General features: G+C 68.8%; 9 protein-coding genes. 5 read left to right on the forward strand and 4 right to left on the reverse strand.

Annotated elements, in window-relative coordinates:
* Positions 1-12: 12 nt before the first annotated feature.
* On the forward strand, positions 13-1704 hold the full coding sequence (locus tag VZQ01_RS41650) for an ABC1 kinase family protein (RefSeq protein ID WP_141324077.1): 1692 nt from the start codon (positions 13-15) through the stop codon (positions 1702-1704).
* Here the strand turns inward: VZQ01_RS41650 and VZQ01_RS41655 are convergent.
* The 4 genes from VZQ01_RS41655 to VZQ01_RS41670 all read right to left on the reverse strand — a co-directional run bounded on the left by VZQ01_RS41655 (position 1585) and on the right by VZQ01_RS41670 (position 10849).
* The gene (locus tag VZQ01_RS41655; protein ID WP_426746428.1) at positions 1585-6777 is read right to left on the reverse strand and encodes a PDDEXK-like endonuclease domain-containing protein; all 5193 of its coding nucleotides are present in this window, start codon (positions 6775-6777) and stop codon (positions 1585-1587) included. The genes VZQ01_RS41650 and VZQ01_RS41655 overlap by 120 nt on opposite strands.
* A gap of 415 nt (positions 6778-7192) precedes the next feature.
* Complete coding sequence (locus tag VZQ01_RS41660; RefSeq protein WP_408890445.1) at positions 7193-7735, reverse strand: GNAT family N-acetyltransferase; 543 nt, start codon at positions 7733-7735, stop codon at positions 7193-7195.
* 18 nt (positions 7736-7753) lie between these two features.
* A complete protein-coding gene (locus VZQ01_RS41665; RefSeq protein ID WP_267701051.1) occupies positions 7754-9133 on the reverse strand; it encodes a metal-dependent hydrolase family protein in 1380 nt (459 codons plus the stop codon).
* Between the two features lie 351 nt (positions 9134-9484).
* Positions 9485-10849, reverse strand: a complete 1365-nt coding sequence (locus VZQ01_RS41670) for a PQQ-dependent sugar dehydrogenase (RefSeq protein WP_426746430.1) — start codon at positions 10847-10849, stop codon at positions 9485-9487.
* 337 nt (positions 10850-11186) lie between these two features.
* Between VZQ01_RS41670 and VZQ01_RS41675 the strand changes: the two genes are divergently transcribed.
* The 4 genes from VZQ01_RS41675 (at position 11187) to VZQ01_RS41690 (ending at position 17382) form a co-directional block, all read left to right on the forward strand.
* On the forward strand, positions 11187-11735 hold the full coding sequence (locus VZQ01_RS41675) for a glutathione peroxidase (protein ID WP_426746431.1): 549 nt from the start codon (positions 11187-11189) through the stop codon (positions 11733-11735).
* A gap of 165 nt (positions 11736-11900) precedes the next feature.
* Complete coding sequence (locus VZQ01_RS41680; protein WP_426746432.1) at positions 11901-13553, forward strand: LVIVD repeat-containing protein; 1653 nt, start codon at positions 11901-11903, stop codon at positions 13551-13553.
* 152 nt (positions 13554-13705) lie between these two features.
* The gene (locus VZQ01_RS41685) at positions 13706-15454 is read left to right on the forward strand and encodes an LVIVD repeat-containing protein (protein ID WP_426746433.1); all 1749 of its coding nucleotides are present in this window, start codon (positions 13706-13708) and stop codon (positions 15452-15454) included.
* A 188-nt stretch (positions 15455-15642) separates the two neighbouring features.
* Positions 15643-17382 carry an LVIVD repeat-containing protein gene (locus VZQ01_RS41690; protein WP_426746434.1) on the forward strand — a complete coding sequence of 580 codons (1740 nt, stop codon included), beginning with the start codon at positions 15643-15645 and terminating at the stop codon, positions 17380-17382.
* Positions 17383-17404: the final 22 nt, after the last annotated feature.

Here is a 17404-nt window from a genome sequence, read left to right on the forward strand (position 1 = left end):
GAAAGCGTTTCCGTGAACCTCCAGGACCTGAACCGTGTGCGGCAGATTACGGTCATCGCGGCCCGGCATGGCTTCGGCGAGGTGCTGGAGCGCGCGGGGCTGTGGCGCATCCTCGGGCGGCAGGAGAAGGTCGAGGTCTCGCCGGAGGCCCAGCGAGCCTCCACGGCCCGGCGCTTCCGGATGCTGCTCAACGACCTGGGCCCCACCTTCGTGAAGCTGGGCCAGGTGCTCTCCACGCGGGCGGACCTGCTGCCCGCGGAGTTCGTGGACGAGCTGGCGCTGCTGCAGGACAACGTGGAGCCGATTCCACTCGAGCAGGTGCACGCGCAGATTCGCGAGTCGCTGGGCAAGGATGCGCGCGAGCTGTTCAAGCACATCGACGAGGCGCCGCTGGCGGCGGCGTCGATCGCCCAGGTGCACCGGGCGGTGACGCTGGAGGGCGACGAGGTGGTGGTGAAGGTGCAGCGGCCGGGCATCGCCGCGAGCATCGACTCGGACCTGGTGGTGCTGCGCAACCTGGCGCGCCTCTTGGAGGCCGTGGTGGAGGAGACGGGCATCTACACGCCCACGGGCATCGTCGACGAGTTCGACCGGGCCATCCACGAGGAGCTCGACTTCATCAACGAGGCCGCCAACGTCCGCGCGTTCCTGGAGAACCACCGGGAGCGCGCGTACATGAAGATTCCGCGCGTCTACGCGGCGCTGTCGAGCCGGACGGTGCTGACGCTGGAGTTCATCCGGGGGGTGAAGATCAGCCAGGCGGAGCTGTCGGACGAGGACCGGAAGACCATCGCCAACCACATCCTGGAGGCGAGCTTCCGGCAGCTCTTCGACGACGGGCTCTTCCACGGCGACCCGCATCCGGGGAACGTGTTGCTGCTGGAGGGCAACAGGCTGGCGCTGCTGGACTTCGGCGTGGTGGGACGGCTGACGCGGCCGATGCAGGAGACGCTGGTGATGCTGTGCCTGGCGGTGGCGCTGAAGGACAGCGACTCGGTGGCGCGCATCCTCTACCGGGTGGGCGTGCCGGACGCGCGGGCGAACCTGGTGGGCTTCCGCAACGACATCGAGAGCATCCTGGGGCAGCACCTGCCCACGACGCTGGGTCAGGTGGACACGCGCTCGCTGCTGAGGGACTTGCTGGATCTGGCGGTGAAGTACCGCATCCGGATCCCGAAGGAGTACGCGCTGCTCAGCCGCGCGTCGGTGTCCACGGAGGGCATGCTGCGCAGCCTGTACCCGGAGATGAACATCGTGGAGGTGGTGCTGCCGTACGCGAAGGAGCTGCTCGCGGGGCGGTATGACCCGATGCAGCTGCAGGGCGGGCTGATGCGCACGCTGCTGCGCATCCAGTCGATGGCGGCGGACCTGCCCACGCAGCTGTCGCAGATCTTGTTGGACATGGAGTCGGGCAAGTTCACGGTGACGGTGCGGGCGGACCAGTTCGAGAAGCTGAACGAGAACCTGCGCAGCGCGTCGGTCATCATGTTCATGGGGTTGTGCGCCTGCGGCCTCATCGTCGGGGCGTTCATCTCCTTCGCGCCCAAGCCGTGGATGTACGGGAACATCCCGGTGCTCGGGGCCCTAGGCATCGCCTTGGCCGCGGCGCTCTTTGGCGCGGCCATCACCTGGTATCTGTTCGGTGGTCGTGGGCTCGGCAAGGTCCGGCTGAGCAAGTACTTGAAGGGGCCGAAGCGGAAGTAGCACTGGCGCGGGCTCATCCATCTTGCGGCCCCGAAGTTGATCGCGGAACTGCCGCCATGGCCAGCGCTTGGAGCACCCCGCCCCGGTGCATTCCAGTCGTGGTTCGCCTCCCACTCCTCGGGCGACGTGGAGGAACGCACCACACGAGCATCGCGCCCGCAGCTCGAGCGCGAGCACCAGGACTTCGAACCTCACGCTCTCCGTCTTCAAGCACTTCTGGGCCGCGCACTTGAGGAAGGGCCCCCGCTCTCCGATCCAGAGCCGTCGCTCTCCCCGACACGACTGGCACAGGAAGTCTTGAGGCGTCAGCAGGCGCCGTAAAGCGGCGGGGAGCGGATCCTTCTCGGCGAGGGGCTTGTCCTGTTCTCGCGGCACCGCCCTCAAGCTCCCCACCCTGGGCCGCCGGGGAGTGACGACTTGCGCCGCGGGGAGTGGTACCTCGAGCGGCAGGAGCGTCGGAATCTGGTCGGGCACCTCTTCTTCTGGAGTGGCCTCGCTCCTCTTCTTGCTCGGCGCACCACCGCGAGGCGGGCGTCCGACACGGGAGGCGCGCGCCTCTTTCGGAGCCCGGAAGCGCTCGGGTGAGGCCTCCCACTCCCGTGCAATGGCCTCGGCGCGGCGCACGAGCTCCGCGCGCAGGGCGTCCTCGACCGGAGCGGCCTCCTCCGGTGGAGCTCCCTCTGGAGGAATCTCCAGTTCCTTCAGCCTCGCGAAGACCGGTCGCATCGCGGCCTCGGGGTCCCGGAAGAACGCGCTGCCTCGAATCCTCACGAACCGCCACCCGAGCCGCTCGAGCAGCGCCTGACGTGCCATGTCATCCGGGAGCTTCTCGAGGGGATGGTAGCGATCTCCATCACACTCCACCGCCAGCCGGCGCCCTCCCCCCTCGACCACCAGGTCGATGCGGTAGTGTCCCACGCGCCACTGCGGCGTCACCCGATAGCCCGCGCGGACCAGGAGCGCGAGCACCTCCTTCTCGAAGGGAGACTCCGTCTTGGGCTCGGCACGCAGGAGCGCCCGCTCGACGCCCTGCGGCTGCGCGCAATGCTCCAACAGCCTGCGCCTCAAATCCCCGGGCTGCAGGTCGATGGAGGGATTGAGCGAGTGCACGACCCAGAGCTGGTCCCCGGCCCGGCTCACCGCGACGTTGAAGCGCTGCTTGAAGTCCTGCGTCTCCCGTCGACTCAGGGGGCCGTCCCCATCGGGGCTGTCCACCATGGACAGGAACATCACGTCCCGCTCGTCCCCCTGGAACTGGGCGGCGCTCCCGCACAATACGCGCCGTCGTTCGTACTCGGCCGGAGACAGGTGCGCCTGAAGCAACGAATCCACCTTCAACGCCTGTTCCTCTCCGACGAGCGAGATGACGCCGAAGGTGCGCCCCGCATAGGCGGGGTGCTCCACGGCGGCGGCGATGAGGGAGGCCACCGCGATGGCCTCCCGCTCGTTGACCTTCGCCTGGGCATGCCCCTCGACCCGATGGATGTTCAGGGGAGCAAGTCCCTTGGCGCTCGCCGCCTCCCGAAGCGGCTTGATGCGCCCCTCGTAGGACAGCTGATTGCTGAACTCGATGATGTCCGGGACGCAGCGGAAGTGCTCCAGCAGGCACACCATGCCGCTGAAGGATTGCCGGGCGAGGTCGTAGACCGACATCTTTCCGTCATAGAGCACGGCGTTGGGGATTCCGGCGAGGTGCTCGGCGATGAGCTGCTCGACCATGCCCACGTTCTGCCCCACCGCAGAGGGGCTCACCTGCTCGTGGTCTCCCACGACCACCGCGCGGTCCGCCAGGTACAGGGAGATGAGCCCCATCGCATCGCACTGGCTCGCCTCGTCGATGATGACGACATCGAACCGGGTCGCCGCCGTGAAGTTCTCCACCACCTGCGTGAGCGGCATGATCCACACCGGCACGGCTCGCTGACACTCGCTCATCAACTGCGCCGCCTGCGCACGCAAGCGAGGCGCCCGGACTCCCGTCCCCTTCCCGATGCGCCGCTGGATGTCCAACCAGCCCACCAGCGCCTGCTGTTGCCCCAACGTCGTCCGATGGGCCTGGGAGGCCCAGGCACGACGCTCGATGAGCTTCGCGGTGCACTTGCGCAGCTCCTCCGACAGCACCTCGATGCGCGACTGGAGGCTGGCCAGTTGCACGCCGCCGCGGCGCTCGAGCTCGTCGTGAAGCTGCCGCCAGCACCACGCGGCCTGGGGGGCTCCCGGGGGCCGCTCCCGCGCGTGGACGCCCCGACGCTCGCGAATGGCGGAGGCCCAACCCGGGGCGGCCGCCTTCAGCCTCGTGAGCAGCTCCTGTCGTCGCGTGAGTGCCCGCCGCTTCTCCAGGATCTCCGTGAGCCCCACGAACGCGCGGGCGTAGAGTTCGCCATCCCGCGCTTCCAGCGCCTTCGCGAGGCTCCGGACGATGACGGAGCCCGCGGAGATTCCACCCCACGCCTCGAGCCGGGCCCGAGCCTGTCGCAGCTTCTCGCGGACCCGTTCCAGTTCGATTTCACGTGCCCGCGCACGCAGGGCAGGCGCGATGCCTCGTACCAATGCGTCGCGCCGCCGCTGGAACATCCCATGGGGCGCTGGATTGATGGGCTCCGCGTCCAACCGCTCCTTCCAGCGCATCCCGCTCGTGCTCAGCGCCTTGTCCAACGGACGCCAGACGGACTCCGCCCAGTCCAGGCACCGGCCGAGTTCATCGCGAAACTCGAGCAGCCGCTCCTCCAGCGCTTCTCCCAGCTCGGACGAAAGCGGAGCGCCCAACGCGGCCATCTGAGCATCCCAGCGCCGCGCCAGCACCTGCCGCTGCTTGCGGAGCGAGAGGCACGCGGAGAGCGCCGCGAAGTGGGCCAGCTCCCGAGGCGCTCCCGCCTCGACCCGGCAGCCCCGAATCACTCGCTTCCACGAGGAGCGCGTGAGCAGCGTGAACGCCCCCAGCGTCCCTCCCGCCTCGAGGTGCCGCTGGAGCTCCGCGAGCACGGAGAGCTGCTCGTCCATGGACAGATCCTGTGCTGGAACAGGGGCATGCTGGAACAAGGACTCCCGGGTCGCCAGTTCCATGGCACGCACGTCGGAGATGGCGTCGATGAGGGACCGCCAGGGAGCCGCCTCCCGGTCCCCCGCCAGACCCGCTGACACCGCCGCGAGCTTCCAGGGCAGACCGTCCTCGAATGGGTCGAAGGCGCGAAGGCAGCGTCTGGCCAGCTCCGTCAGGTCCACGGTGTCCTCCGCCCGGGCAGGCCCCTGCCAGAGATTGGGAAGAGCGCCCTCCGCCTCCACCCGGAGCGACTTCCGCTTCTCCAGCAATCCCCCAAGCTCCCCAGGGGACATGACCTCGTCGAGCCTCGGGAGTGGACATGCCAGCTCTGTCTCGTGTTGAGGCGTCAGAACGGCGTTGCCGCGATACAGCTCCCGGACCTCGTCCTCCGATAGGGGAAGCGCGGCACCGAGCATCACCGGCCCCGGCAGCCAGAGGTGCTGCGTCGGCTCGGCCGCGACCCGTCGGGCCGCCTCCGAGGGAGACCAGCTCTGCCCCGCCACCACCACGTCTCGATACTCGTCGGAGAGTGCCTGGAGCAGCTCCTGTCGGGCCTGCTGAAGCTCATCCTTCAGCCGCTCGCGATGCTCCGCGATGGAGGACGCCTCCCTGTCCAGCCGCGTGCCATTGCTCACGGACAATCGCTCCGCCATCGCGGAGACAGCGCCTTCGAGCTGGGCTCGGCTGTCGAGGTCGTTGTCGAGGACGCTCACACACAGCGGCTGGAGCTCCGGCACCACCTGGCCTCGAAGCACCCGCAGCGCCTTGGTGGTATGGCTGGTCACCAGGACGCTCTTGCCCTCGGCGAGCAGATGACCAATCAGGTTCGCGATGGTGTGGGTCTTCCCTGTCCCCGGAGGCCCCTGGACGAGGACACAGCCGTTCCGAGCAAGCCGGCTGGCAATCTCCTCCTGCTCCGCGTTGGCTTGTTTGCTCAGCAGGACATCCACGACCTCGCCAGCGTGGCCTCGGGTTCCCTTGGAGCCCGCCTCCTCGCGCGGGCTCGGCACGTCACAGCCCACCACCCGGGCCAGCGCGGACGGCAGGTCCGGGCGCTTCTCGAGGGATTCCAGGATGCCCTCGAGGGCTCTGGCGAAACCGAGGCTGCGGCTGCGGAGCAACAGCACGGGCTCTCGCCCCATGCGCGGCGGGTCGGCGTCTTCGCTCGGCCGGCCATGCTCGAGTAGCTCCCCGCGCGCGGACAGTTGGATGAGCAGACGTCGCAAGAAGCTCGAGGTCTGCTCACCGCCCAGGGGCTTCACCCCGCCGGCCTGGAGCTCCTCGCGACACCTCGCCAGAATCCTCCCGTCGAGTTCCTCCAGGTGGCTGAACAGCTCCGAGTAGAGGTCGACGCCACGCCCGCTGTCGGAGACCGTGAACTCGGGGACCCGGGAGTTGAACCGCAACTGGACGCGCTGGAGCAGCACGGGATGGAACAATCCACCCGTCGTCTGGCGCCAGCTCAGGATGCCATCGGCGACCAGCAACTCGAGCCGCTCTCCCTCTCGTTCGAGTCGGCCATGAAGCTCATAGAGCTGCTCGAAGATCCTCAGCGCCGCGCGCGCCTGCCGCTCCTCACTCGCCCAGGCCGCGTGACGGGGCATCCAGCTCGCAAGGGCCTCGACGCGCTCGGGACGCTCGTCGAACGACACCCTGCGTGTGGCGCCCTGGTCATCCACCTCGTCGCGAGACGCCGCCGTCCCGGGCTCCACGAGTGGGTCATCCCAGGGCGTGGTCAGCCACTCGGCGAGAGGAGGAGGCGGAGCTGGGGGAGGCACCAGCCGCGGGCGGCGCACCCGGAGGATGAGGTCCGCGTCGGAGCCCTCCGTCCCTTCAGCCCCCTCACTCGCGGCGCTCGCATCGCGCACGAACAGGATGGAGGGATGCGCGGGCAGCGTCGCGAGGCTCAGGCTCCACGGTTGATCCCGAAGCTGGCGCGGAGCGGGGTTTCGATGACGGTTCAGCGCCTGGAGATACCGAAAGACTCTCGTGGTCCGCTCATGCGCGACACGAAGAGATTCTGGATCCAGCATGTGCCCCCCTCGGTGAACCCATGGCCAACGCCGCATGGGCAGGCATGGACACCTCATTCATCCTGTCCCGCCGCGACCGACATGACAACGCCGGGCCCCCCGCGACACGATACCGAGTCTCTCGCGCCACCATGGGTGGACATCGACTGCCATTCACGGTCAGGCGCCAATACACAGGCGCCAGTCGGAGCGCTTCCCGCGCTTCCTTGATTTGCTGAAAGTAGTCGGTGGCGGGAGGGGCCGGAATACCACTCCAGAGGTATGGATGACCCGCGGCCGTTCGGCAGGGACCGGCAGCAAACGCCGTCGTCGGCCCCTCGCTTGACGCGCCGCGAGATCCTCAGCCACCTGCACGAGGGCGACCGCCTGCATCGCTCGCTGAGGCGAGTCGTGCGAGAGGTCCTGCGGACGCGGCTCAAAGCGCGAGGGCGAGCACCAGGTCGCGCTGCGGGTCTGTCCCGAGCACGAAGCGCATCTCCCCCACTTCGATGAAACCCCAGCGCGCGTAGAAGGCCCGCGCGCGCGTATTGCGTTCCCACACACCGAGCCACAACACGTCGTGCCCCCGCCTCCTCGCATCATCCAGGCAGCGGCGCATGAGCGCGGCGCCCACCTTCGCACCGAGGAAGGCGCGGTCGACATAGAGGCGCGACAGGTTCACCGGGCGCTCGGCCCGCACACTCGGCTCACGGGCGCCGTCGCAAAGGAGCGCGAAGCCCGCGGGGACTCCGTCGACCTCCGCGAGCAGGTACAGGTTGCGAGGCTCCCGCAGCTCCTCCTCCTGGAGCGCACGGCTGTAGTGCGAGGCCAGGAACGCCTCCACGTTCTCCGGCGTGTTCTCGGCGGCGAAGGTGTCCCTGAAGGTCCTCTCCCCGAGCTCCGTCAGCGTCGCGGCATCCGCCAGCGTCGCGGGACGGATGCTCACTCGCGGCGAGCGTGGTGCATCGGACGTCGTCATGGTCGCCCTCTATACAGCTCACGGGCCGAGCAGGTCCTTGTAGATCTTCCCGTCCTTCATGATGACCAGGAAGTTCTTCTCGGGGTTGGCGATCAACTCGAAGTTGGCCACCGGGTCGCCGTCCACCAGCAACAGGTCCGCGAGCGCCCCCTCCTCGACGACGCCGAGTCGACCCTTGTAGGGGCTGCGCTTGCCCGACAGCGCCAGCAGCTCCGCGTTGGTGCCCGTGGCCATCCGCAGGGCCTCCGCCGGCGTGTACCACCGCGTCATCTTCACCAGCTGCGCGCCCTGCCTCGCCGCCACCTTCGGGTCGAACAACGAGTCCGTCCCCCACGCCGTCTTCAGCTTGTACTTCTTCGCCAACGCATAGGCCTTGTCCGTGCCTTGCGTCATCTCCAGCTGCTTCTCCCGATTGTCCGAGCCCTCCGGAAAGGGCGTCGCGTCCTCGTCGTCGAGGAACGGCTGCAGGCTCAGCCAGACCCCCTTCTCCGCCATGAGCTTCGCGGTGGCGTCATCCATCAACTGCCCGTGGTCGATGACCTTCACCCCCGCCCGGATGGCCGTCTGGATGGCGCGCGGCGTGTACGCATGCACGGCCACGTACGTCCCCCAGTTCTCCGCGGCCTCCACGGCGGACCGGAGCTCGGCTTCCGTGTATTGCGACACATCCAGCGGATCGTGGTCCGAGGACACACCGCCTCCCGCCGCCAGCTTGATCTGCGAGGCCCCCAGCATCAGCTGCTCACGGACCCGGAGCAGGACCTCGTCCTGCCCGTCCGCGATGGCCGCCCCACCCACGCGCTCCGCGAACGTCAGCGAGGACATCGCCGTCCGCGGGAGCGCCTCCGCCCGGCGGTAGTCCCCATGGCCGCTGGTCTGCGAGATCATCGCGCCCGAGGGCCAGATGCGCGGGCCCTCGATGAGCCCGTCATCGATGCCCCTCTTGATGCTGAAGACCGGCCCGGCCATGTCGCGCACGCTGGTGAAGCCTCGCAGCAGCGTCGCCTTCGCCTCACGCGCGGCCACCAACGTGAGGTACCCCTCCGGCCCCGCCAGCGCCACGGTCAGCGGCACCGAGGCCATCATCATGTGGTAGTGCGCGTCGATGAGTCCCGGCATGAGCGTGCGCCCCTTGCCCTCGATGACTCGCACCTCGCCCGTGCGCGCGATGGGGCTGCTCGAAATGCGCGCGATCTTGTTGCCCTGAACCAGGACGTTGACGGGCCCGGACAGCCCCTTCGACTTGCCGTCGAACACGCGCACGCCCTGGAAGAGGACCGCGCGGGGAGGAGGCTCGCTCACGGGAGGCTGCGCCGACGCGAGGCTGGACAGGAGCAACAGCACCGCGCTCGACCCGGCGCGGATGCAGCGGACGACATGACCCAACCTCGAACGCATGGCGAGTCCTCGATGTGACGGGTGGAGGTGCACCGTGGAACGCCGAGCACGCGGAGGACTTCTCCTCGCCCGTCGACGCCTCACGGGAATCGCGCGGCACACTGACTTCGGGGGCCACCCCCGACAAGCGAGTGCTCCGCGCGGCGACGCCTCCTGAACGCACTCCTGTGCGCCGATGAACGGCTCGGCGCGCCTCTGCGGGCTCGTGAGCATCGAGGGCGCCACCTGCGTCACGTCCGTGACGCACGGCCCCGCGAGACGCTCGACACGTCCACTCGCCATCAAAACGACCGCGCTCCCCGAGGCTTGCTTCGCCTGGGGAGCGCGGGGACTGCCGTGGATGATGAAGACTCAGCGCGGCGTGAGCTTGAGCACCTTGCCGTTGGTCGCATCGGTGAGCAGGTAGAGCGCGCCCTCGGGGCCCTGCACCACCTCGCGGATGCGCTCGTTGCGGTTCTTGAGCAGGTGCTCCTCGCCGATGACGCGGTCATTGCGAACCATCAGCCGCACCAGCGCCTGGGCCGCCAGCCCGCCCACGAAGATGTTGTCGCGCCACTCCGGGAACAGCGTCCCCGAGTAGATGGTCATCCCCGAGGGGGCAATCACCGGGTCCCAGTAGTACACCGGCTGCTCCATGCCCTCACCCACGGGGCTGTCGTGGATGGGCGCGCCCGAGTACTCCTCGCCGTACCCGATGGTGGGCCAGCCGTAGTCCTTGCCCGCCTCGGGCCGGTTCAGCTCGTCGCCCCCCTGCGGTCCCATCTCCACGATCCACAGGCGGTTCTGCCCATCGAGCGCCGCCGACAGGATGTTGCGGTGACCCACCGACCAGATCTCCGGCTTCGCCTCCGGCGTGTTCACGTAGGGGTTGTCCTGCGGCACGGAGCCATCCGGGTTGATGCGGACCACCTTGCCGAAGTGGCTCTTCACGTCCCGCGCCTGCTTGCGGCCGTCGAGGATGGAGCGCTCGCCGAGCGTGACGAACAGCTTTCCGTCGGGCGTGAACACCAGCCGTCCGCCCGAGTGCAGCGTCGACTCGAGCGTGGGCATCATGCGGAAGATGACCTGGACGTTCTCCACCGCCGGCTGCGCGCCGTCCACCAGCTTCGCGCGCGCCACCGCCAGCCCGTTGCCGCCCTGCCGCGGCTCGGAATAGGTCCAGTAGATGAGCCGGCTCTCCGCGTAGTCGGGACCGACCTCCACGTCGAGCAGGCCTCCCTGGTTCCGGCCATCCACCGCGGGCAGGCCCGTGACGGCGGCCGACTTCTCGCCCTGCTGGGTGACGATGAAGAGCCGCCCCGTGGGCTTCTCCGTCACCAGCATGCGCTGGTCGGGCAGGAAGGCGAGGCCCCAGGGATTCCGGATGCCGGAGGCCACCTCGGTGACCTGGAACTGCGTCTGCGACTGGACCGCCGGAGCGCGCGTCTGGCCGGGGAAGGCCGGAGGGAACTCGGGCACGTTGGGCGGCCCCTGCGGAACGGGAGGACCGCTGGGCAGGGGCCCCGCGTCCGGCTCCTGCGTGCCCCCGTCTTCCGGCGGATTGCCCGCGTCAGGCTCCTGCGTGCCCGCGTCTTCCGGCGGATTCCCCGCGTCCGGCTGTGGGGTGCCCGAGTCCTGCTGTGGCGTGCCCGAGTCAGGTGTCGGCGTGGGATCTGGATCGTCACTGCAACCAACGAGGAGGGCGGCGACGATGAGGGGCATCGACAGGAAACGCATGCGTCTCTCTCCTGAGGGGGGATGGTGCGGAGGGGGAAGTTGCCGCCGTGCGCATGGAGGCGCAACCCTCGTTGCCGCCAGGACGCGATTCAATTCGCGGCCCATGCCCGCCCGGTCATCCCACGGTGGAAAGTCACCGTGTCACGGCTCCACTTCGACGGCACGAGCCTCGCCAGGGGTGAGCAGGAAGGCCGCGTCCACTGGTGGACCGGGCGTCCGAAACCCACGTCCGACTCCCGGGATGTTGCTTGCCGAGACCGGCGATTTCGTCCTGTATACCTCGCGGGTCGACCCACCCGGGAACCCCTCCCCACTTTCCTCCGGAAGCGAGCCGAACATGAGCAACCTCTTCGACATCCCCTTGAAGTCCATCGATGGCGCTCCCATCACGCTGGGCCAGTTCAAGGGCAAGGTCCTCTTGGTGGTGAACGTGGCCTCCAAGTGCGGCCTGACGCCGCAGTACGCGGGCCTGGAGAAGCTGTACGAGGAGAAGCGCGCGAAGGGGCTCGAGGTGCTGGGCTTCCCCGCGAACAACTTCATGGGCCAGGAGCCGGGCTCCGAGGAGGAGATCAAGCAGTTCTGCGACCTCAACTACGCGGTGAAGTTCCCGCTGTTCTCCAAGATCTCCGTCGTCGGCGAGGACAAGCACCCGCTCTACCAGGAGCTGACCCGCGCGTTCCCGGACGCCACCGGTGAGGGCCCGATGCGCGCGCGTCTCAAGGGCTACGGCATCGAGGCGAACCCCATCCCGGAGGTCCAGTGGAACTTCGAGAAGTTCGTCATCGGCCGTGATGGTCGTGTCGCCGCGCGCTTCGCTCCGGACGTCACAGCGGAGGACCCGCGCCTGGTGCAGGCCATCGACGCGGAGCTGGCCAAGGGCGCCTGACGCGGAGGACCGACGACGGGGAGGTTTGCAAGGGCAAGCCCCCGCGTCCTCGCGTTCTGCATCATCCGGCAAGCATCGGCGGAGCGCCGGGGAACATGGGGCCCCCGTGGCGTATCCAGGATGACCGCTCGCACCTGCGCGGGCGGATTCATCACCGAGGCTCCCATGACGACTCCCTCGCGCGGAGCACGGCGCTCTCTGTGCGCCCTGCTCCCCCTCCTCCTGATCGCCTGCGGTGACTCCCCCGCGGGCACTCCCGATGCGGGGCCGCCATGGGACGGCACCTACACGGAGCTGGAGGACCTGGGGTACTGGGTGGACACCGGCCGATATGACGCGTGCCAGTTCATCGACGCCGACAACCTGGACCCGCAGCTCTGCCAGCGCCCCACGAGCTTCGACCTGTCGAGCTGCTCCTCCGCCCAGCTCTCCACCGTGGAGAACCAGGGCATCTACCAGGTCGTCCTCCGCGCGGAGCGGCGCGTGCGCCCGGACAGACCCACCAGCACGTTCGTCTCCGGTGGGTCGATCAGCTTCCGCCTCAGCGCCGACGGCTCCAAGGATGCGCTGAGCTCCGGGCCCCTGCTCACGCGGGACACCGGGAACGGGTCCTTCTTCTTCTCAGGCCGTCGCACGCTCGCGCTCACCACCGGCAACCTCGTCACCACCGCCGCGTTCGCCGGCTGCCACGTCCCCTCACCCGGCGTCATCACCGGCTGCTACGTGTCCTGCGTCGAAAACCCCGTGACCGGTTACTCGAAGACGCTCGGCACCTTCGAGGCCACCCGGATGACGTGGGCCCCCGGTGAGGGCGAGTCCTCCGGCGGCCTCGCTCGCGTGGGCGAAGCCGCCACCACGATGATCCGCCCCGCGGACCTCTACATCGCCAAGGAGCACGCCTATGTCGTCTCGCTGGACCGCCCGCCCCTCTTGGGCGGCCTCTCCGTCTTCGACGTGAGGGACCGCACGGCGCCCAAGCTCGTCAAGACGCTCAGCTTCCCGGGTGACACCTCTTGGAACGGCGTCTGGGCGAAGGGCGACACGCTCTATGTCGCCAGCAACTCCTCCGGGCTGGTCATCCTCGACATCAGCGACCCGGCCAACCCCACGTTCGTGCGCCGCGCCGAGGGCCCCACCACCGTCCACACCGTGCTCGTCGACGGCGACCGGCTCTACGCCAACGCCCCCGGCACCGGAACCTACGTCTACGACATCACGAACGCCGTGGACCCCACGCTGCTGCAGATCGTCCGGCCGACCGCGGAGGGCGGCTACGGCGATGGTCCCCACGATGTCTTCGTGTACGAGGACCGGCTCTATGTCAGCAACGGAAGCGATGGCTTCCAGATCATGGACGTCGCCGACTTGAACGACGTCCGCCAGTTGGGCAGCTACTTCCTGCCTCGGCTCGCCACCTATGCGCACCACAGCGCGGTGGGCACCTTCGCGGGGAAGACCATCGCCTTCGAGGGCGGAGAGTTCCCGGGCTCCCACGTGCGCGTGCTCGACGTGACGAACCCGGCGGCCCACATCCCACTCATCGGCGCGTTCCGCATGCGCGCCGCCACGTCCATGCACAACCTGCTGCTCCGCGGGAACCTGCTCTACGTCGCCTGGTACCACGAGGGCCTGCGCGTGCTCGACGTCTCCAACCCCACGCAGCCCAGGCAGGTCGCGCACTACAACACCTTCCGGGAGGACGACCCGGGGCGCGAGCACTCCGTCTTCGAGGGCAACTACGGCGTGCGCATCCCCGGGGACGGCTACGTGTACCTGGTCGACGCGTCCCGCGGACTCATCATCCTCAACGAGCTGTAGGCGTCGCGCGCGACAGGTCCTCAAGGACCCGAGTCATGGTTGCCGCTGTCCGCTGTCCGAAAACAGCGGCAACCCACGATGGAACCAGGAGCCCGCACTCGCCTATTCGGGAAGGCCGCCCGCACTGTCGCGGGTGGCTCCCGAGGCGCTCCATGAAGCCATCGCCGCATCCGTTGGGACCCTGGCGCTGCATCCCCCTCCTGCTCCTGCTGCTGTCCGCCTGTGACGACTCCCCTTCGGGAGATGACGCGGGCTCGCTCCCGGACTCGGGCTCCGACGCGGGCACCGCGGACAGCGGCCCGCCTCCCGAGGACGCGGGGACGCCCGACGCGGGGACGCCCGATGCAGGCCGTCCACCCTGGGACGGGACGTACACCGCGCTCGAGGACCGGGGTGATTGGATCGACACCGGTCGCCATGACACGTGCCAGTTCGTCACGCCCGAGGACCTGGACCCGCAGCGGTGTGAGCGCATCGCGGCCTTCGACCTGTCGAGTTGCTCCACCGAGCAGCTCTCCGGCGTGGAGAACCAGGGCATCTTCCAGCTCAACCTCCGCGAGGAAGCGTCCTACTCTTCCACCCGGCCTCCATCGGACTCCGTCTACAACTCCTTCGCCGGCCTGCGGCTCAGCGCGGATGGCACCCAGGACGCGTACGGCCCCGCGCCGCTCATCGCCCGCGTCACGGAAGGCGGCACGTTCTTCCTCGCGGCGAGGAGGACCGCCCGAAGCCCCTGGGGAGACAGCGTCACCACCACCGCGTTCGCCGGCTGCCACGTCCTCTCTCCTGGCGTCATCACCGGCTGCTACGTGTCCTGCAACAGCCATCCGATGTACGGCTTCAACAAGTCGGTCGGCACCTTCAGGACCGAGCGGATGGCCTGGGCTCCCGGCGAGAACGAGGCCTCCGGCGGGCTGGCGCTCGTGGCAGAGGCCTCCACGACCGTCGGCATGCCCGTGGACGTCTACGTCGCCAAGGAGCACGCCTACGTCGTGTCGGTGAGCAAGGGGCCCCTGCTCGGTGGCCTCTCCGTGTTCGACGTGAAGGACCGGACGAGCCCCACGCTCGTCAAGACCGTCAACATCCCCGGAGATGGCGCGTGGAACGGCGTCTGGGCGAAGGGTGACGCGCTCTACGTCGCCAGCGACAGCTCGGGGCTCATCGTCTTCGACATCACGGACCCGGCCAATCCCGTCTTCGTGCGCCGCGCCGAGGGCCCCACCACCGTCCACACCGTGCTCGTCGAGAGGGAGCGGCTCTTCGCCAACTCACCCGGCACGGGCACCTTCGTCTACGACATCACCTCTCCCCTCGCTCCGACGCTGCTCCAGCTCATCACGTGGGCACCCGAGGGCTACACCAACGGTCCGCATGACGTCTTCGTGCACGGCGACCGGCTCTACATCAGCAACGACACGACCGGCTTCCACCTCATGGACATCTCCGACCTGGACGACGTCCGGCACCTCGGTGACTACCTGCAGCCGGGATTCTTCGGCATCTTCTCCCACCACAACGCGGTGGGCACCTTCGCGGGGCGCACCCTCGCCTTCGTGGGCGGCGAGTTCTCGGCCAGCCACGTGCGCGTGCTCGACGTGACGGACCCGACGAACATCCCGCTCATCGGCACGTTCCGCATGCGCCCCCTCACGTCCATGCACAACCTGCTGCTCCGCGGGAACCTGCTCTATGTCGCGTGGTACCAGGAGGGCCTGCGCGTGCTGGACGTCTCCCATCCCACGCAGCCCCGGCAGATCGCCCACTTCAACACCTACCGGGAGACCGACCCGCAGCGAGGCAACGGCATCTTCGAGGGCGCCTTCGGTGTGCGCATCCCTGGGGATGGTTTCGTGTACCTCGTCGACTCGTCACGTGGCCTCATCATCGTCAACGAGCTGTAGCGCTGGCCCCGGGCCGTGTCGTTGCAAGGACACGGCCCGGCGGGTCCCGCGGGCAGCGTTCACGGCACGTGGCCGCGATTCCGTCGTCATCCGGCAAGCATCGGGAGCGCGCATTGGCGCAAGGAGCGCGCCTCGCCATTCCTGGAGGCACCATTCGCTCCTTCCGGGTGGTCTTCCCGAGGCCTTTCATGACGACATCCCCGTGGCGCTTCCTCTGTGTCCTCCTCCCACTCCTCATCGCCTGCGGAGACTCTGACTCCGGCAAGGACGCGGGCACGCTTCCAGACTCGGGGTCACAGGACAGCGGCCCACCTCCCGAGGACGCGGGCACACCTGATGCCGGTCCTCCTCCCGAGGACGCGGGCACGCCCGACAGCGGACCGCCGCCGTGGGACGGCACGTACACCGTGCTGCAGGACCGGGGCGATTGGATCGACAAGGGCCGCTATGACACGTGCCAGTTCCTCGACGCCGAGAACCTGGACCCGCAGCTCTGCCAGAGCCTGTCGACCTTCGACGTGTCGAGCTGCTCCACCGAACAGCTCTCCGGAATCGAAGGCAAGGGCATCTATCAGCTCACCACCCGCTCGGAGCTGCGCGTCCGCCCGGGCCGCCCCAACTCCACCGCCGTCGGCAACGGGAGCAGCGCCTTCCAGCTCAGCCTGGATGGTTCCGCGGACTCGATGAGCAACGCGCCCCTGCTGGCCCGCGTGACGGAGGGCGGCACGTTCTTCGTCGCGGGCCGCCGCACCCTCCGGACCCCGTCGGGCGACAATGTCACCACCACGGCGTTCGCCGGCTGCCATGTCCCCGCGCCGGGCATCATCACCGGCTGCTACGTGTCGTGCTCCGACAGCCCCATCTCCGGCTACACCAAGACGCTCGGCACCTTCGAGGCCCACCGGATGACCTGGGCCCCCGGCGAGGGCGAGTCCTCCGGCGGGCTCGCGCGCGTGGGTGAGGCCTCCACGCCCCTCGGGCTGCCCGTGGACGTCTACGTCACCAAGGAGCACGCCTACGTCGTCTCGCTGGAGCGGGCCCCTCGGCTGGGTGGGCTCTCCGTGTTCGACGTGAGGGACCGGACGAACCCCACGCTCGTCAAGACCGTCAACATCCCCGGGGATGGCGCGTGGAACGGCGTCTGGGCGAAGGGCGACGCGCTCTACATCGCCAGCGATTCGTCGGGGCTCGTCGTCTTCGACATCACGGACCCGGCCAATCCCGTCTTCGTCCGCCGCGCCGAGGGCCCGGCCCACGTCCACACCGTGCTCGTCGACGGCGACCGCCTCTACGCCAACAGCGCGGGTGTGGCCACCTACGTCTACGACGTCACCACGCCGCTCGCGCCCACCCTGCTCCAACTCGTCACGCCGACACCGGGAGGCTTCAGCGGCGGCCCGCATGATGTCTTCGTGTACGAGAACCGGCTCTACGTGAGCAACGCGGACTCGGGCTACTCCATCATGGACATCACGGACCTGGACAACGTCCAGCACCTCGGCAACTACACGCCGCCCGGGGGCTTCGTGTATGCGCACCACAGCGCGGTGGGCACGTTCGCGGGCAGGACCCTCGCCTTCGAGGGCGGCGAGGGCCCCGGCACCCACGTGCGCGTGCTCGACGTGACGGACCCGACGGACATCCCGCTCATCGGCACGTTCCGGATGCGGCCGCCCACGTCCATCCACAACATGCTCCTGCGTGGCAACCGGCTCTATGTCGCCTGGTACCAGGAGGGCCTGCGCGTGCTGGATGTCTCCCACCCCACCCAACCCCGACAGGTCGCCCACTTCAATACGTTCCGCGAGGACGACCCGGGTCGAAGGGCCGGCAGCCTCGAGGGCGCCTTCGGCGTGCGCATCCCCGGCGACGGCTACGTGTACGTCGTGGACGGGACGCGCGGGCTCATCATCGTCAACGAGCTGTAGCACCGGCTGGAGGGCGCCCGGC

The organism is Myxococcus faecalis (genome assembly GCF_050039385.1).
Taxonomy (GTDB): Bacteria; Myxococcota; Myxococcia; order Myxococcales; family Myxococcaceae; genus Myxococcus; species Myxococcus fulvus.